A 24,073-nucleotide genomic window follows, 5' to 3' on the forward strand; every position below is an offset into this window, starting at 1 on the left:
AGGGCAAATAAACGATTATTTTATCCCAAAGAATTTATTTGGTAGAAAAATATTTCTAATACAATCAAGCTAAGTAGAAGTCTTACTGCAATGACATGAAAATTAAATAATGTTCATCTTCTTCAACAAAAAGGAAGCATTCATGTTTTTACAAATTCCATTTTTTAAAGTATAGTCAAAATGTAGTTCATTATTAATTATTTCTGCATCAAAATAATAATTTTTAACTTCTAAAAATTGATTTTCTAAGTCACACAAGCTAACATCATGCGTTGCAATAATACCTGTTGATTTAGATTTGGTAAGCTTTTCTAAAAATTTTTTAGACCCAATTGCTTTGTCTTTACTGTTTGTTCCTTTTAAAATTTCATCTAAAATAATAAAGTATTTTTCTTCTTTAATTTCATCAACAATAAATTTTAAACGCTTTAATTCTGAATAAAAATAAGATTCATCTTCTGTTAAAGAATCTGAAGTCCTCATGCTTGTTATCAATTTTATAGGCGAATACTGAAAGCTTTCTGCACAAACTGGCAAACCACAATTTGCCATAACAATAGACAAAGAAACCGTTCTTAAAAACGTGCTTTTTCCTGCCATATTTGAACCTGTAACAATAAAAAACTGCTCATCATCAATTATAAAATTGTTATCAATTCTTTTATTCGAATCTAATAAAGGGTGACCTAAATTTGTAGATTTTATAATTCCTTTTTCTGCTTTAATCTCAGGTAAAACAAAGTCTGGATGATTAAATTTAAAGTTTGCTAAAGAGTTTTGCGCATCAAAATAAGCAACTACTTCAAACCATTTTTTCACAGTATGTTTATAATTCTCAACCCATTTTTCTACTTTGCAAGCATTTGCAATTTCCCAAAGAAATAATCCACTTCCTACAACTGCAATAACGATGTTGTTTCTATTATCAAAAGCGTCTAAAATTCTAGCAAATTTTTTAAAAATTATGGATGCTTTTTTATTTTCAGATTTTATAATATCTTGCTTTACGAGCAATGTTTTTGATGTAAACTTTTCTTTTTCAATTTCATTTAATAAAAAATGATACTGCTTAAACGTTTCTCTAATTTTATCAGTTTGAGTATATAAATTATTTGTTTTTTTCAAGAATCTTCCCGTAATAAAAAGCCCAATAAAAAACCAAATTATTAAACCTGTAAATGAAATAATTCCAAAAGAAATTAGCCCAATTAAAGCCAAAGAAATTATTGAAAAACCAATTTGAACTTTTCTTAAATAATTTGGGAAAACTGTTTTGTAATTTAAAATCCAATTTGCAATAAAACCAGTTTTATGTTTTACTGAAACCAAGCTTGCTAAAGCAGAAAAATGTTGACGCCATTTTACTTTTCTAGAAAGCTCATTCACTGCACCTTGTTTTTCTATAATTGCATCATTTTTATTTTCAGTAAGTGAATTTGCTAATGCTATTTTTCCATCATATGTAGCAGTTCTATTTATATATTGAAAAAACGAACCTTTGCCAAACAAATCAATATCATTGCTATAAAAATGAGTAGGATTTACAAATTCACTTCCCGTATCTAAATGAGAAAAATCGCGTTTTAAAACTTTAATTTCTGTCGAATTTATAGCTATTTTAGTATCTATAATATCTTTTTCTCTTTTTACATTGATGTATTTTATCACTAAAAAAGAAAATAGAAAAACACCTAAAAAAGCAATGATTAATCCGTCTGGAATCTTACCAAAAGTAAGGTAGATTAAAAAGCAAGTAGTTAAAAAAACTGTAAATCTGAATATCCCTAAATTAATGAGGTTCTTTTTTAATTTTGAAGCTTGTTTTTCTAGTTCTAATTTTTCTTGAGTATAAAACTCTAAAGGTTTTTTCATTAATCTTATTTGTATCTAGAAAGTCCACCAGTTAAATTAAGAACTTCTAAATTTGGATATTTAGCCTTCATTTTCTCGGTGGCTTTGTAACTATTAAACCCTCTTTGACAAACCATTACATATGTTTTATCAAAATCAATATCTATTTTTTCCGGATCAAAATTATTGATATGAATTGTTTGATGAACTTCAAAAGGCAATTCTAAATTATTTAAAACTGCGATTAATTCTAAATTTTCATCTTCTAACTTTTCTTTTAAGTCTTTTGGTGCTATTTGCCACTCAGGATTTTGAACTGAACAGGCAGCATCTAAATAGGTATGAATTTTAAAAATTTTTGCAATTTTATCTTTTAAAACTGTTGGTTTTAATTTCATTTTTAACTGTGTATTTTGTAACGAGTTGTAAATTAACAGTTCATTCAGCAAGGGTTTTCCTATTCCTGTAATAAGTTTTAAAATTTCATTTACTTGCTGAGTGGCAATCGTTCCTACTATAGAATTTAACGTTCCTGCTTCTTCACAATTCGGGATATCTGTTGCCATTTCCGGAAAAGCATCTCTTAAATTTGAAGAGTAACTTCCGTCTTTTTGTAACACATTAAATGTCGCCACATAACCATCAAACTTGTACAAAGAGCCATACACCAATGGTTTCTTTTTAATAACGCAAGCATCGTTTAGTAAGTATTTTATTGTTAACGAATCAGTGCCATCAACCACAATGTCAACTTCAGAAATCAACTCAAAAACGTTCTTTTTTGTGATCGGTTTATTTGTAAAACTGACCTCGGTAAAAGGCGCTCTTTTTCTTATAAAATCGGCTAAAACCTCAACTTTTGGTTTCCCAACATCCTCTAAAGCATAAAAAATCTGTCTGTGTAAATTCGTGACGTCAACAGTATCAAAATCGATTAAGTGAATTTTTCCAATACCACTTGACGCCAAATAAACTGCAATAGGACTTCCTAAACCTCCACAACCAACTACCAAGACTGAGGCATTTTGTAATTTCTGCTGCCCTACCTCACCAATTTCTGATAAGGTCATCTGCCGTTTGAAAAAATTTTGTTTAGTGACTTTCATTACTTCTATTTCCTGCAATAGCGAACCTATTCTATTCGTTAATTACGTATTTCCTTTTTTGCAGATTTATATTCTTCAGGTGTGTTTATATTTCTGATAAAGTCATTATCCACTTCTACAATTTCTACATCAGAATTAATAAGCATTTTACGCGGACAAGAGTAACCTTGTGCTAAATATTGCATCAGAATAGGATACGCTTTAGGTTCATAAATAGTAACTAAAGGCTCCACAAATTGGTTGCTTTCCCCCTTAATAGCAGTGGCAACTTTACTAGAATTTCTATGTTTTAATAATAATTGAATAATTTTAGCATCGATAAAAGGGACATCTGTTGCTAAAACAAACCAAGCCGCATTTGGATCTTTTTGAAATGCAGAACAGATTCCGCCAAAAGGACCTAAATTATAAAATTTGTCAGAAATTTCTTGATTATTTTCTGACGAATCCTGGACAGAATAAAAGGTTTCCAAATTATTATTTTCTAACAATTCTTTCGCAAACACTTTTTGAGGTTTACCAAAATAATCCAATTCAGATTTATCTTGACCCATTCTGGTGCTTTTTCCTCCAGCTAAAACCAACCCTTTTACTGGGGCAATTTTTCCTTCAATAAGATTGTTAATATGCTGTGAAATCATATCAACGTCATCTATTGTGTAGCAAATAAGATCTTTTATTTGTGGATATTTTTCTTCTAAAAAACTAAAATATTTGGTTTCTTTTGTCAACTTTACAACAAACTGAATACTGTCTAATTGGTCTAATCTTTTTAAAACAGAAGCCTCTTTAGCTTCATCTAAGATTAAAATTTGTTTTGCCCCTTGATAATGATTTCCGTTTATAAAAACGTAATCATACTGCGCAAATTGCAGACGCTGTTCAAACTTATTTAGGTTTCCAGAAGTTGTTATTTGTACATTTCCTTCGTGATGAAAAACGAATTCTGATAAGCTATTTTCTTCAACATCTTTTGCGTGAGAAGCATCGAAATATGCTAATTTATACTTCGATAATTTCCGTGAAATTTTAGTAACTAAATCAGAAATATTACCACAATTTGTTCCCAAAAATGAAATTTCATTTGGAGCAAAATTATCATTATATCTCCTTGCTAAGTTTGTATGCTTCTTGTGTTTAATCATTTTTAATATCAGATTTTCCACCTTTTTTCTCTAATAATCTTACTTCTTTTATTACCATTTCTTGATGGATGCTTTTACACATATCATAAATAGTTAAACAAGTAATATTCACGCCTGTTAAGGCTTCCATTTCTACACCGGTTTTTCCTTCAATAGTAACCACACAGATCACTTCAATGTTTTCAGAATCTATAATTTTTATATCAATATCTACTCCATTAATTAATAATGGATGGCACATAGGAATCAATTCTGATGTCTTTTTTACACCCTGAATTCCAGCAATAATTGCTGTCTGAAAAACGGGGCCTTTTTTTGTGATTAATTCATCATTTGTAAAATGAGAAATCACTTCTTTTCCTAAAAACATGGTTGCTTTCGCCATGGCTGTTCGCTTGGTGATTTTCTTGTCGGAAACATTGACCATTTTAGGGTTATTCTTCTTATTTAAATGACTAAAATCACTCATTATCTATATTTTAATATCGGAAAAACCTCTCCTTTTTTAAACTCAACTCTATCATTTGGTAACTGAATAAACGCATCTGTTTTTATCAAACTTGCTAAATCTCCAGAACCATTTCCTGTAATTGGAAAGGCAACTAAATGGCCAAATTTATTTTCTAATTTTACTTGTAAAAAATAGGTTAAACTTGGTTTAAAAGAGACGTCTTCTCCTAAAATAGTCATTTCTTCCTTGACTTTTATTCCTACAGATTTATAATACCAAGGATAAAAATACGCTAAACAATTTACAAAAGTCGAAATTGGATTTCCTGGAAAAGCAAAAACAGGTTTATTGTTTTTAACGCCATACCAAAAAGGCTTACCTGGTCTTTGCGTGATTCTATGAAATAATTTTTCTACTTTGAGTTCTGCTAAAACTGCTGGCAAAAAATCAAATTTTCCTTTGCTTACTGCTCCGCTAAAGATGAGAACATCATACTTCTTTAAATAGTTTGCAATTTTTTGTTGAAGTACTTCTTTATCGTCAGCAATATGAGAAGTCTTAGCTTTAATCCCTAATTTTTTCAACAAAGAAACTAGGGTAAATGCATTACTTCTTCTGATTTGATGTGACAATGGATTTTCATTGACCTCGACCAATTCATCGCCAGTAGAAACAATTATTACTTTAGGAGTTTTAGCAACTTTTACAGTCGCTTTTCCAACGGTTGCAATAACGCCAATTTCAGCAGCAGAAATTATTGTATTCTTTTCAATTAGGAGATCTCCTTGAATTCTATCTTTCCCTTTGGAGTGAATATTTTTTCCTAACTCCAAAATATTAAGGTTAATTGAAGCAATTCCGTTCTTAATTTGGACATCTTCATAACGAATTACAGTATCTGTGTTAATGGGCAACACGGCTCCGGTCATAACTTCCATACAATTACTGTCAATTGTCATTGTTTTCTGCTCAGCACCTGCGGCCTGAATTCCTTCAACGTTAAAATCTATAATTCCATGTTCAAAAAAACGATGGTTAATAGCAATGCCATCCATAGAGACTCTATTGAATGGAGGGAAATCTCTATCTGCAACAATATCTTCTTTTAATACTTTACCCACTGACTTTAAGAAAGGAACTTCCTCTACGCCAAAACCTTGAGTAGAATTTAAAACGGTTTGTAAAGCTTGTGCTACTGAAATCATATCAAATATTTAATCATAAATATTACCTAAACTATAAACTCTTATACTTCATTATTATCGACCTCATAGCGGTCTAAATTTTTAAAATACAATATTAAAATAAAAATCTTATGCAATTTAAGTAATTAAAACGGCTACTACCCTCCAATTGTACTCATGCTCTCAGAAACACCACCTTTTTTTCGGTTTGCCTCTGCAATGAAACCGTTTTTTGGTTTCTGTTTTACTAATGATAAAAAAAGTTCTTTTAAATCGTCATTCGATGCGCCTTTTCTTATAAAATCACGAAGGTTAAAAACACCATCATCAAACAAACAATTTTTAAATGTTCCTGTGGAAGTAATTCTAATTCGATTACAATCGTTACAAATTGTTCTTGTAAAAGCAGGAATGATTCCGACCGATCCTAAATGATTGTCAATTGCATAATTTCTTGAAGTTGATGACTTTTCTGATTGAACTTCAGAAACATCAAACTCAGTTTTAATCTCGTTTAGAATTCTCTGAAAGGTCCAATTTTCTTTCATTTCTCGCTGTCCTTTGCCGTTAAATGGCATTTCTTCAATAAAGCGGACTGCAACATTTTTGTCTTTCGTTAACCTTACAAAATCCACAATCTCCTCGGTATTAAAACCCGATTGCACAACGATGTTTAGCTTTAAACTTAAACTACTCTTTTCGAGCATCTCAAACGTCTTATAGACTTCTGGAAAAACATCTCTTCTTGTAATTTTAGCGAACTTATCTCGCTTTAAACTATCTATGCTTAAATTGATGTTTTTTACTTTTTCTAACTTTTCAATTCTATCTATATGATGAGAAATTAACGCGCCATTGGTTGTAATGTTAATTGCGTCTAACAAATCATTATAAGAGAGCATTTCTAGGAAGTCTACAAAATCTTTACGCACAAAAGGCTCCCCTCCTGTTAAACGTACCTTATTAACTCCTAATTCTGTTAATACACGTATTAAACGATACATCTCCTTAAAAGTTAATAATTCTTGTCTTGGAACAATATCAATTCCATGAGCAGGCATACAATATTGGCAACGTAAATTACAGCGATCAGTAACTGCTAATCGCACATATTCCATTTGTCGGCCAAAATTATCTATTAATTTACTCATTTAATTTGGTAATTTTTTACTTAATAATCCATATATGAATGCTCCTAAAAGTGTCCCGAAGAATAAAATTAAAGCAGGAATTAATTTAAACCCCAAAATAATAAAAATTGGCGCAGCACAAGCTCCTGAAATACCCCATCCTAAACCAAAAAAAGTTCCTCCAACAAGAGTCCTTATAAAACCTTTTTTCTTCTGCTCTGGCTCAATTCTATTTCCATTAATATCTTTTATTTTTCCGTATTTAAATAACTGCATAAAAATCATAGAAATTAAAACTGCTCCTCCAATTACACCAAACATGTGAAAAGACTGAAATTTAAACATCTCATAAAATCGATACCAAGAAATAGCTTGAGTTTTACTTAAAACGATTGCAAAGAAAATTCCTAAAATTAAAAATTTAATATTTTTCATAACTTAAAATAACATAGGAATTATAAACCAAGTGGCAACGATGCCCCCAATAAAAAAACCAATTACTGCCAATAAAGACGGTAATTGCAAACTGCTTAAACCTGTAATTGCATGACCAGAAGTACAGCCCCCTGCATAACGTGTTCCAAAACCAATAAAAAGGCCTGAAATTAAAAGAATTAAAAATCCTTTTAAAGAAAAGAAGACCTCTTCTCCAAAAATTTCATCGGGAAAATATTGTCTCCCGACATTTGAAAATCCTAAATCTATTAACTCTTGAACTGTTGTTGGATTTAAATCTATATCTTGGTTTGGAATTAAATATACTGCAGAAATAAATCCACCAATAATTAATCCAATAACAAATAGCAATGCAAAATCTCGTTCCTTCCAATCTTTTTTAAAGTAGTCAGAAACTTTCCCTGCACCAGCAATTGTACATAGAGTTTCAAAGTTTTTTGAAGCTCCAAAATTTTGACCAAAATAAAAATATAATAACAACGAAATAGCAATCAAAGGCCCTCCAACATACCAAGGCCAAGGTTGTAATATAATATCCATTTTTACAAGTGAGTATTTAAATAATCCATAATTAATTTTGTTGCTCCCAAATTTTCTTGAATATATTTCTGATTAATTTTACCAGTTGATTTTCTATATTCTTCATCCGATTTTAACTTCATTAAAACCCTTAAAAACTCACCTTGATTGCGGATAGAAATACATCCTTTTAAACCAACCAAATCGACAGCTTCCTTAAATTTATTGTATTTATTTCCAATCACCACAGGAATTCCGAAAGTTGCTGGCTCTAAAATATTATGCAAACCGGTTCTTAAACCTCCACCAACATAAGCAACATCTCCAGCTGCGTAAATTTTGGTTAAAACACCAATGGTATCAATGATAAAAACACTGTATTCTGATAAATTCTTATAAGCTTTGGTTGAATATAAAACAGTTCTTTTATTGATAGATTTTTGCAATTCTAAAATAGCTTCTTGCTTCATATTATGAGGCGCAATAATAAATTTCTCCTTTTCTGATGCCTTATTATTAATATAATTTACTAATAACTCTTCATCTTCTTGCCAAGTACTACCTGCTATAAATGTGTATTGATTATCTTTAAATTCATCAATAAAATCAATTGTATTATCTTGTTTTAAAATTTTTGAGACTCTATCAAAACGCGTGTCTCCAGCGATTGTAACATTCTCAAAGTTGATAGAGTTCAGTAATTCTTTAGAATTTTTATCTTGTACAAAGAAATGACAAAAGGCGTTCAACGATTTTCGCATAAAACCACCATAATTTTTAAAGAAAATCTGATTTTCCCTTAAAATACCTGAAACTAAAATGGTTGGAATTTCTTTTAATTTTAACTCATTTAAAAGATTTGGCCAAAATTCATACTTTATAAAAATTGCAAATTTTGGATTTACACTTTTTATAAACTTTCTTGCATTAGCTTTACTATCTAACGGCAAATAACAAATAACATCCGCTAAAGTATAATTTTTACGAACTTCATATCCTGAAGGAGAAAAAAAAGTAACTAATATCTTATACCGGTCGTGTGTTTTTTTTAATTCCTCCATAATGGGTCTTGCTTGTTCAAACTCCCCAAGAGAAGCTACATGAAACCAAATAACATTTTCGTTTTTTATTTCCCTAATTTTTGAAAAACTCTCTTTTCTTCCTTCAACAAAAAGTTTTAGTTTTTTATTAAATAAAGCTACTATTGGCAATAGCTGAGAGGTAGCAAAAACAAAAAAGTTATATAAAACTTTCATAGCTGTAAAAATACAAAACGGATTTGTTTTAAAAGCAAAAAAAGTTCAAGCAAATAAATGCTTGAACTTTTTTAATTTTATAAAAAGCTAAGTTTCTTAAGCTTCAAAAGGCGTAATAGATACATACGATCTATTATCCTTTTTCTTTCTGAACTCAACAACTCCATCAACTTTTGCATGTAAAGTATGATCTTTACCCATGTAAACGTTTTCTCCTGGATTGTGTGTTGTTCCTCTTTGACGAACAATAATATTTCCTGCAATTGCAGCTTGTCCTCCAAATATTTTAACTCCTAGACGTTTCGATTCTGATTCTCTACCATTCTTCGAACTACCTACTCCTTTTTTATGTGCCATGATGTTATGGTTTTAAAATTGAAATTCTTATTTAGTTAAAGCATCAATTAATTCAGCTTTCTTTAAAGAAGTATATCCAGAGATACCTTGCTCTTTCGCAGCTGCTTTTAATTCCGCAACAGTCATAGAACTATAATCTGTTGAGGCTTTTTTTACTTCAGCTTTAGGAGCAGCTTCCTTTTTAGGAGCAGCTACTTTTTTTGCTGATTTTTTAGCACCAGTAACAGCGATAGATTCAATTTGAATCTCGCTTAAATACTGTCTGTGTCCATTTTTCTTTTGGTAACCTTTTCTTCTTTTCTTTTTGAAAACGATTACTTTATCACCTTTTAAGTGACTTAGAATTTGAGCTGTTACTGAAGCTCCTTCTATAGCTGGGGCGCCAATCACTACACTTCCTTCATTATCAAGTAAAAGAACATTATCAAAAGTTACTTTTGATCCTGCCTCTCCTTGCAAACGGTGAACGTATACTTTCTGGTCTTTTGCTAATTTAAATTGCTGCCCTGCTATCTCTACGATTGCGTACATACTATTAGTTTTGCGTATTTATACTTATTTTTTGCTCTTTCTAAATGAAATTGCGGGTGCAAATATACGTCTTTTTTACAATCTTGCAATAGCACTATGAAAATAGTTGCATGAAAATCAATATAATAAATTAACATTAAAATTTTTTTAAAAAAGTTTAATCTTGTTATTTTTGGGTTAATCAAAAATTTTACGCTCTTATTAGTAACAAATTAAATTTATTGCGTCAAATAAGAATCTTATTATTAACTTAAAAAAAAAGTCAATGAAAAAAAGTATTTTATCTCTTGCTTCAGCTATGTTGTTTGTGTTTTCTACAAATGCTCAAAAAGTTGAATTTGAAGAGTACAATTTAGACAATGGAATGCATGTTATTCTGCATCAAGATGATTCTGCACCAGTAGTTACTGTTGCTGTAATGTACCATGTTGGTGCTAAAGATGAAGTTGATGGAAAAACAGGAATGGCTCATTTTTATGAACACTTATTGTTTACTGGTACTAAGAATATAGACAGAGGAAAATGGAGTGAAATTACTTCTGCAAGAGGTGGAACAGGAAACGCAAATACTAATTGGGATAGAACTTATTATTATCAAACATTCCCTTCAAATGAATTAAAACTAGCTTTATGGATGGAAGCTGAGAGATTATCTCATCCTATTATAGACCAAAAAGCAGTTGACACACAAAATGAAGTTGTAAAAGAAGAAAAGCGACAAAGAATGGATAATGCTCCTTATGGAAAAGTTATTTATGGAGATGTTTACAGTCATATTTTTGATAATCATAATTATGGCAGACCCATGATTGGTTATATAAAAGATTTAGATGCAGCCAAACTAGAAGAATTTCAGGCTTTCTATAATAAATGGTATATGCCTAATAATGCCGTTTTAGTAGTTGCTGGAGATTTTGAAAAAGGAGATGCAAAATCTATCATTAACGATTATTTTGCTTCAATACCTGCAAGAACAAAACCTGAAAGAAATAAAGTTATAGAGCCTGAAAGAACTTCGGAAAAAAGAGTCGTAGAATATGACGCTAACATTCAGTTACCTTTATTAGGTTTAGCATACAAAACTCCTGCTATGAGCGAAAGGGATGCGAAAGTTTTAGACGTTATTTCTACAGTTTTAAGTAACGGTAAAAGTTCTAGATTATATAAAAAATTAGTTGATGACAAGAAAATGGCGCTTCAAGCTTTTTCTTTTTCTAGACCTCTAGAAGATTATAGTGTTTACATTATTGGGTCTATTGTAGCTGGCGGAACATCTAATGACGACATCATAAAAGAAATGGATGAAGAAATTTTAAAACTTCAAACAGAGTTAATTTCTGATAAAGACTTACAAAAAGTTAGAAACAAGTTTGAGAATCAATTTGTAGCATCTAACTCTAGTGTTACAGGAATTGCTAATTCTTTAGCAAGAAACTACATGTTAGTTGGTGATACTGATAGAATTAATAAAGAATTAGAAATTATTAATTCTATTACTAAAGAAGAAGTTAGAGACGTAGCTATTAAATATTTAGCTAAAAACAGACGTGTAATAATGGATTATTTACCAGAATCGCAAAAGAAATAATAAAACTAAACTAAGAATTAAGAATAATGAAAACAAAAATATATTCAATAATTACACTTTTATTTCTATCATTAAGTATTTCTGCTCAAGTAGATAGATCTAAAATGCCAGAACCAGGACCAGCTCCTAAAATTAATATTGGAACTCCAGAAAAATTTACACTACCAAATGGCTTACAAGTTTTGGTTGTAGAAAACCATAAATTACCTAGAGTTTCTTTAACCTTAGATATCGACAATCCTCCAATGGCTAAAGGAGATAAAAAAGGAGTAGAAGGTTTTGTAGGAGGAATGTTAGGAACAGGAAGTACAACTATTTCAAAAGAAAAATTTGATCAAGAAGTAGATTATTTAGGTGCAAACATTTCTTTTGGGTCACAAAGTGGTTTTGCAAGTTCTTTATCTAAGTATTTTCCTAGAGTTTTAGAACTAATGGCAGATGCAGCTTTTAATCCCGTATTTAATCAAGAAGAGTTTGACAAGCAAATGAAGCAATCTTTAGACGGAATTAAAAACAGCGAAAATAGTGTAACTGCAATTGCTGGTAGAGTAGATAATCTGCTTACTTATGGTAAAAACCATCCTTATGGTGAATTTACTTCAGAAACTACTTTAAAAAACATCACTTTACAAGACGTAAAAGATTTATACAATAAAAGTTTTAAACCTAATAATGCCTACTTGGTTATTATGGGAGATGTAGATTTTAAAACTGTAAAGAAACAGGTAACTAAATTATTTGGCAACTGGCAAAAAGGAGAGATAGCAACCTCAACTTTACCAGAAATTAAAAATCCTAAAACAACAGAAATCAACTTTATTAATATGCCAAATGCAGTGCAATCAGAACTTGCAATTATTAATGTTGTTGATTTAAAAATGGGAGATAAAGATTATTATGCTGCTCTTTTAGCTAACCAAATTCTTGGTGGTGGTGGAACAGGTAGGCTTTACAAAAACTTACGTGAAGACAAAGGTTATACTTACGGAGCGTATTCTGGAATTGGAGCAAGCAGGTATGCAAGTCGTTTTAAAGCTTCTTCTTCAGTACGAAACATAGTTACAGATAGTGCTGTAGTAGAAACAATGAAAGAAATTAATAAAGTACGTTACCAAATATCAACCCAAGAAGAATTAGATATTGCAAAGGCTAAATATGTAGGTAGTTTTGTTAGAAATGTAGAAAAACCATCTACGATAGCTAATTATGCCTTAAACATATTACAAAACAATTTACCTTCAGATTATTACGAAAAATATTTAGCAAACATAAATGCTGTTACTTTAGAAGATGTGCAAAATGCTGCTTTAAAATATTTTAGAGGAGATAAAGCAAGAATAGTTATCACCGGAAAAGGAATAGATGTTCTTAAAAATCTTGAAAAAACAGATTATGTAATTAAATATTTTGATAAAAAAGGAAACCCTTCGGTTAAACCGGAAATGACATTACCAATTCCTGAGGGAATGACAGCCGCCAACGTAGTTGACAAATATTTTGAAGCTATTGGAGACAAAGAGAAAGTGATGGCAGTAAAAACTGTAATGACCGTTTCAAGCGCAACTATTCAAGGAACTCCTCTAGTAATGACTGTAAAAAATGCTGCACCAAATAAAACTTCTCAAATAATTACTGTAATGGGTAATGTTGCTCAAAAAGCTGTTTTTGATGGTGCAAAGGGATATCAAGAAGCAAGAGGTCAAAAAATGGATATGCAACCAGCACAGATAGAAGAAGCTAAATTAAGTATGGCTCCTTTTGCTGATATGGCTTACAAAAAAGGAAAATTAAATAGGATTGAACCTATTGATGGTAAAAATTATTTTGTTATCACATTCAATGAAACTGAAGTTTTCTACGATATGAAATCGGGTTTAAAGTTTCAAGAAGTGAAAACGGTAAAAACTCCTGATGGCAGAGAAGTAAAAGTACCTACTACTTTTAGTGATTATAAAGAAGTTGATGGAATTTTATTTCCTCATTCCATGGGTTCTAAAATGGGACCAATGGATTTAAACTTTATAACAAAAGAAATTAAAATAAATGAGGGTGTCTCTGATGCTGATTTTGAATAATATTGTTTAATATACTACGTTTAAAAGAGTCTAAACTTATCGTTTTGGCTCTTTTTTTTTGTAAAAAAATATTTTACTAAAAATCGAGGAACTCACTTTTTTAAAGCTTTAAATCATTTCTTTTTATTAACCAAATACACGCCTAATAAAATAATAATCCCTGCAAAAACTTGAAGTACACTTAATTTTTCATCATCTAAAATTCCCCAAAATATTGCCACCAAAGGAATTAAATATGTTACAGACGATGAAAAAACAGGATCTGAAATATGCACCAATTTATTATAAATAGTTTTTGCAATTCCAGTTCCTAAAATTGATAAAACTGCTAAATACCCTAAAGATTGCATTAAAACCTCATCATTAAAGTCAAACGTTACAAAGAAATCTGTAAAAACTAAAACTATAATTGCAGGAACAAGTAGTAATAAAAAATTACCAGTTGTAATTGCCAATGCATCTAAATCACTCAAATACTTCTTTATCATGTTAGCATTTAATGCATACCCAACAGAGCCGATAATGATTAAAAAAGCATACCAATAATTCTGATTTGGATTTAAAGAAGCCCCATTTAATATTAGAATTAAAGTTCCTATCAACCCAATTACAATTCCATAAAATTGTGTTCTTTTAAAAACGAAACCAAACAAGGTTGCTCCAAAAATTAAGGTGTTAAAAGGAGTTAAAGAGTTTAAAATAGCCACAATAGAACTGTCTATTGTTGTAATTGCAAACGCGAATAAAAACCCAGGAATAAAAGTTCCTGCCAAAGATGTGTACACAATATATTTATAATGTTTCTTTTGGATTTTTTTTAATGAGGGAAAAGCAACCGAAAGTAAAAAAATGGCAGTAAAAATCATTCTTAAGGCACCTAATTGAATAGGAGTTACGCCTAGCAAGGCTTTCTTCATTAAGATAAAAGAACTTCCCCAAACCAAAGAAAGTAAAATTAAGTACAACCATTTTAGTTGTTGATTATTCATAAGTCTGGTTAATTTTATGCTAAAGTCTGAAAATTATTTAAATACATGTCTAAATATTAATAAATTTGTATCATAATCTATTAACAAATTACAATAATCCTTTAAAGTGATTTCTATAAACTTCTAAAATTTAGTCTTATGAAAATTCAAAAAATAATATTCTCTATAATAATTGTATGTTGCTTTTTAACGAGTTGTAAAACAGCGGTAAAAAAAGAAAATATTTCTTTAGCCATTTCTGGAATGACTTGCGAAATTGGTTGTGCAAAAACCATTCAATCTAAATTATCTAAAAAGGAAGGTGTTTTAAATGCCAAAGTTATTTTTAATGATAGCACCGCTAACATTGAATTTGATGCAAATACAACTTCTAAAAAAGATTTAATTTCTTTTGTAAGTGGTATTGCAGGAGGTGATTTATACACGGCTTCTGAAACCTCTAAAAAAATGCATGATTGTTCTGAGACTTGTAAAGAAAGTTGTGAAATGAAAACTGATAAAACAGCATGTAAGAAAGATTGTAAAATGGCGTGTTGTGCAAACAAGAAGGGTTAAATAAATTTATTTTACAAAAAAAAGGCAGACTTTTCAGAGTCTGCCTTTTTTTTGTAAAATCTAATTCTTATAGACCTGCATTTTTCCATGACCAAGCGCTAACATCAACTTTAGTTCCTGTTTTATAATCCGCAGAAGTAGATGCAGCAACTCCGTCAATAATAACATTTGTTAATGGACCATCATCTTTCATATCTATATTTTTATCATAGCCTTCTAGCCAGATATTTGTAATAGTTCCTCCAGAAGTTTTCTTAAACTGTAAAGCTGTACCACCTTGTGAAGAAATTGCAGTTAGGTTTACAAATTTAGGGTTTCCATTATCTTTATCTCCTTCAAAAGCGGTAGAAAAACCAGCTATTGTATGCGAAATATAGGTGTCTGTTAAAGTACCATTCCAACCTTCTGTCCAATCTACAGAATCATCTTCATTGTTTTCTAAATAAATATTGGATGCCGAAACTGTTCCTCCAAAAAATTCAACACCATCGTCTGCTCCATCTATTACGGAAATATTTTCTAATGTAGTTCCAGAGCCTACTGCGTAAAAAGAAATTCCATTGTATTGAGAGTCTGCATTAATTTGAGCTCCTGTTCCTTTAATTACTAAATATGTAATAGAACCTGAACTATCTGCATCATTTGTTCCTCCATAAATAAAACCACCAACTTCTGCTTCTGCATTTACCCCCGCAGATGTTGTTGCATCTCCACAAATTGTTAAACCTCCCCAATCTCCCGGGTTTCCTTCAGAGGAGGAAAATACAACTGGATTATCAGCTGTGCCTTGTATGTCAATTTTACCTCCTTTTAAAACAGCAATATAAACTCCCGTTCCGCCATCTCTAGCCTCAATTTTTGTGCCTGCCGGAATTATTAATTCGCCACCAGATTGAACGATATAGGATGAGTTTAATTGGTAACTCACAGAAGCATCTAGTGTTACGGTGTCATTTACGGCTCCTTGTAAAACAGAAGTTGGGATCGATACATTTGAATTTACCCAAGTAAAATCTGACGCTGTTACATTTGGTGTATTTGTATAAGACAATAAAGGATTTGCAACTTCACCATCAATAATTACGTTTGTTAATGACCCTCCATCTTTCATATCTATTGAAACATCATAGCCCGTTAAAGATAAACCTGTAATCGTTCCTCCAGATTCTTTTTTGAATTGCAAAGCTGTTCCACCAACACTAGACACGGCAGTTATATTATTAAACTTAGGGTTTTTGTTATCTTTATCCCCCTCAAAAACGGTAGAAAAACCTGAAATTGTATGAGAAATGTAAGCATTTTCTATAGTACCATTCCAACCTTCTGTCCAATCTATAGAATCATCCTCGTTATTTTCTAAATATAAATTACTTGCAGAAACTGTCCCTCCAAAAAACTCAAATCCATCATCTGAACCGTTTAACACAGCAACATTGCTAATAGTTGTGCCCGAACCAACTGCATATAGAGAGACTCCATTATATTGAGAGTCTGCATTAATTTGAGCTCCAGTTCCCTTTATAATTAAATAGTTAATAGCACCTGAATTGTCTTCATCATTTGATCCTCCGTAAACAAAACCTCCAACTTCTGCTTCTGCATTTGAACCTGCTGTTGTCGTTGCGTCTCCGCAAATTGTTAAACCTCCCCAATCTCCAGGATTTCCTGAAGCAGACGTCATAAATACAGGATTTGAAGAAGTCCCTTGCACATCAATTTTACCTCCTTTTAATATGGCAATATAAACACTTGTTCCTCCATTTGCTGCTTGAATTCTTGTGCCTGCTGGAATTGTTAATGTTGCTCCAGATTCTACAATAAAAGAAGCATTTAAATTATAAATTGTATTCGAATTTAAAGTAAAACTTTCTTCTAAATTTCCGTTCATAATTCCAGATTGTAGGTTTTCTATAACTGGAGATGTTGGCTGCGAAATTATAATATCGGGTTCATCACTGCCACAATTTGTTAATGCCAAAGTAACGATTGAAAAAGCTACTAAATTTAAAATTTTAAAAACTGATTTTTTCATTTTTGTTTAAATAAGGTTATTAATTTTTTACAAAGTTCTTCTCTTATTCTTTAATTTTCTTTACCTAAATATTATTAGTATGTTAGGTTTTAATTTTTTTTTATACTTCTTTGTAAAGTTTTTGTTAATTGCCTAAAAACTATATTTAAAACTTACTGTTAATTGACTTCCTTTTTTGTAGGATAGTAAAGTTTCATTGGTTTCTATGGCAGAAATTAAGTTTCTAACTTTTTGAGTCTGCTTAATTTCTGGGTTCAATAAATTACGACCCACTAACTTTACTTGTAAGTTTTTAGTTACGTCTTTGCTCATTACTAAGTCTAATGTTACAAATCCTTTTTCTATAATTTCATCATTGTATAAAGCGGCACTGTTTGCAAAATCTTCTGGAGACCCTAGTGCAAATATTCTATCTGAAGAATAGTTTCCTGTTAAAGTTGCTATAAACTCTTTTTCTTTTTTATCTCCATAACTTATCGATCCATTTGCAATAAAGTCTGACGCTCCTTGCAAACTAGATTCTGTAATATTTTTGTACTGAAAGTTTTTTAATAAATCTTGTTTTAGCCACATTTTTGTAAGATTGGCAGTCATATTTAAAACACTTTCATCATCTTCATTCTTTAGTAAAGCTGTTCTAGCTTCTAATTCAACACCATAAATATTTACTTTTTCTCCCGTATTAGAATAGATAAAATATCCTGATGACCCTCTTGTTTGAGATAAGTTGATTGGGTTCTTAATTTGTTTCTGAAAAACTGTTGCAGAAAACAATTGTCCTCTTTGTGGAAAAAATTCATACTTCAAATCAAAATTATAAATTTCTGATTTTTCTAAATTAGGATTCCCCTTGGTTACACGGCCTGTTGGAGAGACATATTCAAAAGGAGACAATTCTTTAAACTCTGGTAACGTTTGTGTTATACTTGATGCAAAACGTAAGAACTGATTTTCATTTAACTCATATTTTAAGTTTACACTTGGATATAAACTTTCGTACACTCTATTTAAGGTTCCTACTCTTCCAACAAAATTGGCAACATCCCAAATAACATCAATTTCATCTCTTTCAAAACGCAAACCTAAATTACCAGATAATTTATTCTCTAGTTGAAAATCGAAGTTGACAAAACCTGCCATTATATCCAAATCTGCTTGATATCTATCTGCATCTCTTAACCTTAAGGTTAATCCGTTATTAAAACCTACAGAAGTAAATGTCGATGATAAATCATCTACTGAAGGCGCAGTAAATTCTTTTGAACGAACACCTACGAACTGAGATTTAAAATATCTTTCTTTATGCCTAAAATTTAAACCATAGTTTAAAGAATAAGGTCTTTTATCATCTTCATCTTTTAAACCTAAAGCCCATCTGTTTTCTATAAGACCATTGTACTCTGTATCTTCAATTTTTTGAGTAGATTTTCTTTGTTGAAAGTCGCCAACGTGCGCATATTGTATTGTTGGCGAAGAAGTAATATCTAAAATATTCACTTCATTTCTAATTCTATTTGGTTCTTCTGCCAACACAAAATTATAACCTCCAGCCCAATTTAAAGTATTGTTTTCATTCCAATTATGGGTCCCTAATAACTGATTGATAAAAAGTGTAGTTTGCTTAAAGTTTTGATCTCTTACAAAAGCTCCAGTTTCTTGAGGGTCTTGATCAAAAACATATCCTAAACCATTTCGACCTTGTTCGTATAAATTATCAACACCGGTATTTACAAAGAGTGTATTATATTTAATTTTATTATTTTCATTTAATTTTAGACTAACATTTACATAGCCTGTAGTGTTCGAATTAGACACATATTGTTCTGCATCCGTAAATTCTCTATCTAAGATATTAGATCTGTAGGCTCTAAAAATTCCTTTATTATGTTCAAAAGATTTAGAATGAGAACCGGTAACAAAAATAGCTACCTCTTTTCCGAACATTTCAAATTTTCTGCCAGCAGAAAAAGAGCCATTAAAGTTGATTGGAGTAGCTATACTTTCTGTGTCCCAACCCTGGAAAGTGATTAAATTCTGAAGGGCATACTGCTTTTTGTGAAACCCCAAAGTAACGTCCTTATTAATAATAGTAGTTCTAAAATCATCAGAAAGATCAACAACATTGGTATTAGTACCTCCTGCCAATGAAATGGAGAATCCTTTTTTCGAATATTCTTTAGAGCTTACATCTACATTTCCAGAACCTTGATCTGCATAACTTGAAGTTGTATAGGTTTTACTAATCCCAACATTTTTAATGATATTTGTAGAAAATAAATTAAGATTTATGTTTTTATTGTTAACATCGTCAGAAGGAATTGGCAATCCATTCATTGTCGTAGACAAGTATCGATCCCCTAAACCTCTTATATAAATATCTCCAGAACTTTCACTTTTAGTAACTCCAGATATTTTAGTTGTTGCATTTGCAGCATTCGAAATACCAATTTTAGCTAAAGTTTGGGCTCCAATACTTTCTTTAATTACAATGGCTTTCTTTTGATCTATTAAAAGAGCGCTTGCAGATTCTTTACTTGAACTTGTTTTTATAATAATATCATCTAAAGCAACCCCTTCTTCTGCAGATAATAATTGATTGATTGTAATGGTTTCTCCTTCTTTTAAAGAAAATGATTTTTCGACTTCTTTGTATCCTAAAAAACTAAAAATCACAGTATGATTTCCTGCTGGCACTTTTAAAAAATAGTTACCATCAAAATCTGAAGTAGTTCCTATAGCAGTGCCCTTAATAATTATGTTTGCAAACGGCAAAGGTTCATTGCTTGTTTCTTTGTCTGTTAACAACCCTTTTAATATCCCTGTATTTTGAGCATTTGTAAACTGACTGAAAGCTATTAAAGTAATAAATAAAATTTTCTTCATTTTAGTATATAATTTCATGCTGCAAAAGTCTACTTGAATTGTAAAATTTGTGTTACATGTAAATTATGGTTCTATTACGGAACCATTAACTAAATGTTAAATTGAAAAAATAGTTAACCTTTTTTTAATTTACAGAAAACATTGATTTAAACTATAATTTGGATTTTTGAGTAAATCTTTAGAGATTAAATGTCATCATAAATCTATTAGTTTTTGTCAACTATTTTATATGACTTACTGCCTTTGGCCAAGGCAGTTTTTTTTATTTTTTAATGTTCCTTTAACATTAACTTAACACAGTTGTTAGTTATTTGCACCGACAAAAACTAAAAATGATGAAAATTTCAATACTACATAAAGTAGTAACATTAATCTGTATCTGTGCTTTCTTAAGTATAAATGCACAAGAAACCAATGCTCCAAAATTTGGAAAAGGTTTATTTAACTTAGTAGGAAAAGACAGTACTTTTACTATGAAAGTAGGATTAAGATTCCAAACTTTAGCAACTTCTCAATGGGATGCTGATAATGGTTTATCTAACCCAGAATCTTCTATGTTAATTAGAAGGTCTCGTTTAAAATTTGATGGTTGGGCTTTTTCACCAAAATTAAAATATAAACTAGAACTAGGTTTATCTAACAGAGATCAATCTGGAGCTTCATACTTTACACACAATTCATCTAGACAAATTTTAGATGCTGTATTAAAATGGAATTTTAGTGGAAATTTTGTTTTATGGGCTGGTCAAACCAAACTCCCAGGAAACAGAGAACGTGTAATTTCATCTGCAAACTTGCAACAAGTAGATCGTTCTTTATTAAATAGTAGATTCAATATAGATCGTGATATAGGTATTCAATTAAGACATAAATTTAACCTTACTGATACTTTCTTGGTGAAAGAAATTTTTTCTATTGCTCAAGGTGAAGGAAGAAACATTACGAGAGGAAATGTTGGAGGACATCAATATACAACTAGAGTTGAGTTATTTCCTTTTGGAGATTTTACGAGTAAAGGAGATTATAAAGGAAGTGATTTAAAATTTGAACAAGACCCAAAATTATCTATTGGTGTTGCATATGATTTTAACAATAATGCATCTAAAACAAGAAGCAATCAAGGTTCCTATATGTTTATAAATGGCACCTCAGCAAGTTCAAGTGCTGAGTTTTATCAGACTAATATTTCTACTGTATTTATTGATGCCATGTACAAACATAAAGGCTTTTCTTTTATGGCTGAATATGCAAATAGAACTGCAGAAGATGCTCTTGCTAAAAATTCCGATGGAACTTTAACAGGAGATGAAGTACAAGTTGGGAACGGTTTAAATATACAAACTGGATATTTACTTTCTAAAACGGTAGAGGTTTCTGGACGTTATACTAATATCTCTTTAGATAAAAATATTACTGGAAAAGGTGCTGAAAATCAATATACATTGGGTTTATCTAAATATATTGCTGGTCATAAATTAAAAGTTCAAACAGATATAAGCTATACAGATATTGGTTTTAAAACAAATCAATTATTATATAGATTACAGGTTGATATTCACTTTTAATAAAAATTAATATAACATAAAGGTAACATTCACTATTTAATGTGTTTGTAAATTTGCAAAACTAAATTTTAAATTATGGATAATATTTATTTACTTATTTTGATTGCTATAACGGTATTAGCTGTTGCTGATATAATTGTAGGTGTAAGTAACGACGCAATTAACTTTTTAAATTCTGCAATTGGATCTAAAGCTCTATCTCTTAGAACTATTATGATTGTTGCTAGTTTAGGTATTTTTATAGGTGCCGTTTTTTCAAGTGGAATGACGGAAGTTGCAAGAAAAGGGATATTTGTTCCTGCTCAATTTGAGTTTGGAGAAATTATGCTAATTTTTATGGCTGTAATGATAACAGACATATTATTGCTAGATTTTTTTAACACACTAGGTCTACCAACGTCAACAACAGTTTCTATTGTTTTCAATTTATTAGGAGCTGCAGTAGTAATGTCTTTAATAAAAATTAGCCATTCAGAATCTGAGACTATCGCTGACTTAGGGAATTATATAAATACTGCAAAAGCAATTGAAATTATAACAGGAATTCTACTTTCTGTAGTAATTGCTTTCTCTGTAGGGGCATTTGTTCAATGGGTTTCTAGACTTATATTTACTTTTAATTATGAAAAAAGAATAAAAAATTTTGGTGTACTTTTTGGAGGTGTAGCATTAACTGCAATTACCTATTTCATCTTTCTTAAAGGTTTAAAAGGAACGCCCTATTATAAAGAATTAAAAAGTATATTAGATGGAAATGAAATCTATATAATTATAGGAAGTTTTGTATTCTGGACGTTATTTTCATTTATCTTTGAAAAACTAACTAAAAAAACTGTTCTGCTTGTAGTTATTGCAATTGGAACTTTTGGATTAGCGCTAGCATTTTCAGGAAATGATTTAGTGAATTTTATTGGTGTACCAATGGCAGCGTATCATTCATACGAAGCATGGATTGCTGGAGGAATGGATTCCACGATGTCTATGGCAGTTTTAGAGAAAAAAGTTCCTGCTGAACCTGTATTATTATTTATTGCAGGAACAATAATGGTGCTTACTCTATGGTTTTCTAAAAAAGCAAAAACAGTTGCCGAAACAGAAATTAGCCTTTCACGTCAAGGTGAAACTCATGAGAAATTTGAACCTAATCGTATCTCAAGGGCTATTGTAAAAGTTACTTCACAATTATCAAGTTATTTTTCTGCTGTAGTACCATCTTCAATTAGCGAAAGTTTAAGTAAAAGTTTTGAAAAACCGAATTTTACAATGACTAAGAACCAGAGTATAGAAGCTCCTGCTTTTGATATGATTCGTGCCTCAGTAAATTTAATGGTGGCTGGAGTTTTAATTGCAATTGCAACTTCTATGAAGTTACCATTATCAACTACCTACGTTACTTTTATGGTGGCTATGGGAACTTCTTTAGCCGATCGTGCTTGGGGAAGAGAAAGTGCTGTATATAGAGTAGCTGGAGTTTTAAACGTAATTGGTGGTTGGTTTGGTACTGCAATAGGAGCTTTTATTGCTGCAGGAATTGTTGTATTCTTAATTAACTTTAATGCAATTGTTATAATACCAATTTTACTTTTATTAACTGTAATTTTATTATACAGAAACTACAAATTTCACAAAACAAAATCAACAAAAACTATTGATGAAGATAGTTTAAGTGAAGCTGAAGGCAGCTCTGTTCAAGGTGTTATTCATGAAAGTGCAAAAAACATTTCTAAAGTAGTTAAGCGTACTAATAAAATTTATTCTAATACTATAGACGGTTTAGCAAAACAAGAATTATCATTACTTAAAAAGAGCAAAAATCAAGTTGTAAAACTTTCAGATGAAATTGATGATTTAAGAGATAATATCACTTATTTTATTAAAAATCTAGATGCATCTAGTTTGCAAGCAAGTGGATTTTATATTAATATTTTAGGTTACTTACAAGACATGTCTCAATCTTTAGAATATATTTCTAAAATAAGTTATAGACACATTAACAACAACCATAAACAATTAAAATCAGGTCAAATTAAAGAACTTAAAGAGATTGTTGATAAGCTTGAAGTTTTATTTAGTGATATTGAAAAAGCATTTAAATCTGAGTCATTTGAAGAAATTGGAGTTATCTTGAATGAAAAGAAAATGGTTTATAATTTATTAAATGAAAAAATCGAAAAACAGATTGAACGAACTCGTTCAGAAGAATCAAGTCCAAAAAACACAACTTTACACTTTGGGTTGCTTCTAGAAACGAAAGATTTAGTTGATGCAACTATGAATCTTTTAGAAGAGTATCATAACTCTTTTGATAGTTCAATTGAGCCTGCTACGATTAGCGTTTCAAAAGAAAATAAATAACACAATAATTGTAAAAACAAAAAATCATGAATTAGCTTTCATGGT

At 30.5% G+C, this 24,073-nt stretch carries 19 protein-coding genes; 5 read left to right on the plus strand and 14 right to left on the minus strand.

What is annotated here, in order from left to right:
* Positions 1 to 102: 102 nt before the first annotated feature.
* From BLT88_RS13525 to rplU, 11 genes are all read right to left on the minus strand, one after another.
* A complete protein-coding gene (locus tag BLT88_RS13525; RefSeq protein ID WP_091955444.1) occupies positions 103 to 1,872 on the minus strand; it encodes a DNA mismatch repair protein MutS in 1,770 nt (589 codons plus the stop codon).
* Positions 1,873 to 1,877: 5 nt separating this feature from the next.
* Positions 1,878 to 2,921: a HesA/MoeB/ThiF family protein gene (locus BLT88_RS13530; protein WP_231960018.1), complete on the minus strand. Its 1,044-nt coding sequence runs from the start codon at positions 2,919 to 2,921 to the stop codon at positions 1,878 to 1,880.
* Between the two features lie 74 nt (positions 2,922 to 2,995).
* Entirely contained in the window at positions 2,996 to 4,102 is a 1,107-nt protein-coding gene (locus BLT88_RS13535) for an NTP transferase domain-containing protein (protein WP_091955448.1), read from the minus strand.
* Positions 4,095 to 4,571 (minus strand): cyclic pyranopterin monophosphate synthase MoaC, encoded by a 477-nt coding sequence (gene moaC, locus BLT88_RS13540; RefSeq protein WP_091955451.1) that lies wholly within the window; start codon positions 4,569 to 4,571, stop codon positions 4,095 to 4,097. The genes BLT88_RS13535 and moaC overlap by 8 nt, the downstream gene beginning before the upstream one ends.
* Positions 4,571 to 5,758, minus strand: a complete 1,188-nt coding sequence (locus BLT88_RS13545) for a molybdopterin molybdotransferase MoeA (RefSeq protein ID WP_091955454.1) — start codon at positions 5,756 to 5,758, stop codon at positions 4,571 to 4,573. The genes moaC and BLT88_RS13545 overlap by 1 nt, the downstream gene beginning before the upstream one ends.
* Positions 5,759 to 5,895: 137 nt before the next feature.
* A complete protein-coding gene (gene moaA, locus BLT88_RS13550; RefSeq protein ID WP_091955455.1) occupies positions 5,896 to 6,888 on the minus strand; it encodes a GTP 3',8-cyclase MoaA in 993 nt (330 codons plus the stop codon).
* Positions 6,889 to 7,302, minus strand: a complete 414-nt coding sequence (locus BLT88_RS13555) for a YeeE/YedE thiosulfate transporter family protein (RefSeq protein WP_091955458.1) — start codon at positions 7,300 to 7,302, stop codon at positions 6,889 to 6,891.
* A 3-nt stretch (positions 7,303 to 7,305) separates the two neighbouring features.
* A complete protein-coding gene (locus tag BLT88_RS13560; protein WP_091955460.1) occupies positions 7,306 to 7,863 on the minus strand; it encodes a YeeE/YedE family protein in 558 nt (185 codons plus the stop codon).
* A 2-nt stretch (positions 7,864 to 7,865) separates the two neighbouring features.
* The gene (locus tag BLT88_RS13565; protein ID WP_091955463.1) at positions 7,866 to 9,098 is read right to left on the minus strand and encodes a 3-deoxy-D-manno-octulosonic acid transferase; all 1,233 of its coding nucleotides are present in this window, start codon (positions 9,096 to 9,098) and stop codon (positions 7,866 to 7,868) included.
* 96 nt (positions 9,099 to 9,194) lie between these two features.
* A complete protein-coding gene (gene rpmA / locus BLT88_RS13570; RefSeq protein WP_036782547.1) occupies positions 9,195 to 9,455 on the minus strand; it encodes a 50S ribosomal protein L27 in 261 nt (86 codons plus the stop codon).
* Between the two features lie 27 nt (positions 9,456 to 9,482).
* Complete coding sequence (gene rplU, locus BLT88_RS13575; RefSeq protein ID WP_091955466.1) at positions 9,483 to 9,986, minus strand: 50S ribosomal protein L21; 504 nt, start codon at positions 9,984 to 9,986, stop codon at positions 9,483 to 9,485.
* A 265-nt stretch (positions 9,987 to 10,251) separates the two neighbouring features.
* Here rplU and BLT88_RS13585 point away from each other — a divergent pair, with 265 nt between their 5' ends.
* Positions 10,252 to 11,574: a pitrilysin family protein gene (locus BLT88_RS13585; protein ID WP_091955470.1), complete on the plus strand. Its 1,323-nt coding sequence runs from the start codon at positions 10,252 to 10,254 to the stop codon at positions 11,572 to 11,574.
* Positions 11,575 to 11,600: 26 nt separating this feature from the next.
* A complete protein-coding gene (locus tag BLT88_RS13590; RefSeq protein WP_091955472.1) occupies positions 11,601 to 13,649 on the plus strand; it encodes a pitrilysin family protein in 2,049 nt (682 codons plus the stop codon).
* Positions 13,650 to 13,762: 113 nt separating this feature from the next.
* Here BLT88_RS13590 and BLT88_RS13595 read toward each other — a convergent pair whose 3' ends face one another.
* A complete protein-coding gene (locus BLT88_RS13595) occupies positions 13,763 to 14,638 on the minus strand; it encodes a DMT family transporter (RefSeq protein ID WP_091955474.1) in 876 nt (291 codons plus the stop codon).
* Positions 14,639 to 14,776: 138 nt separating this feature from the next.
* On the opposite strand from BLT88_RS13595, the gene BLT88_RS13600 reads away from it, so the two are divergent.
* Entirely contained in the window at positions 14,777 to 15,193 is a 417-nt protein-coding gene (locus BLT88_RS13600; protein ID WP_036782534.1) for a cation transporter, read from the plus strand.
* A gap of 67 nt (positions 15,194 to 15,260) precedes the next feature.
* Here the strand turns inward: BLT88_RS13600 and BLT88_RS13605 are convergent, their stop codons facing one another.
* Both BLT88_RS13605 and BLT88_RS13610 read right to left on the minus strand, forming a co-directional pair.
* On the minus strand, positions 15,261 to 17,225 hold the full coding sequence (locus BLT88_RS13605; RefSeq protein WP_091955476.1) for a hypothetical protein: 1,965 nt from the start codon (positions 17,223 to 17,225) through the stop codon (positions 15,261 to 15,263).
* 132 nt (positions 17,226 to 17,357) lie between these two features.
* A complete protein-coding gene (locus tag BLT88_RS13610; protein WP_091955478.1) occupies positions 17,358 to 20,108 on the minus strand; it encodes a TonB-dependent receptor in 2,751 nt (916 codons plus the stop codon).
* A 335-nt stretch (positions 20,109 to 20,443) separates the two neighbouring features.
* On the opposite strand from BLT88_RS13610, the gene BLT88_RS13615 reads away from it, so the two are divergent.
* Positions 20,444 to 21,673 carry a porin gene (locus tag BLT88_RS13615; RefSeq protein ID WP_091955480.1) on the plus strand — a complete coding sequence of 410 codons (1,230 nt, stop codon included), beginning with the start codon at positions 20,444 to 20,446 and terminating at the stop codon, positions 21,671 to 21,673.
* Between the two features lie 75 nt (positions 21,674 to 21,748).
* A complete protein-coding gene (locus BLT88_RS13620; RefSeq protein WP_091955484.1) occupies positions 21,749 to 24,028 on the plus strand; it encodes an inorganic phosphate transporter in 2,280 nt (759 codons plus the stop codon).
* The last annotated feature ends 45 nt before the right edge of the window (positions 24,029 to 24,073 follow it).

It is taken from the genome of Polaribacter sp. Hel1_33_78 (genome assembly GCF_900106075.1).
Classification (GTDB): Bacteria; Bacteroidota; Bacteroidia; order Flavobacteriales; family Flavobacteriaceae; genus Polaribacter.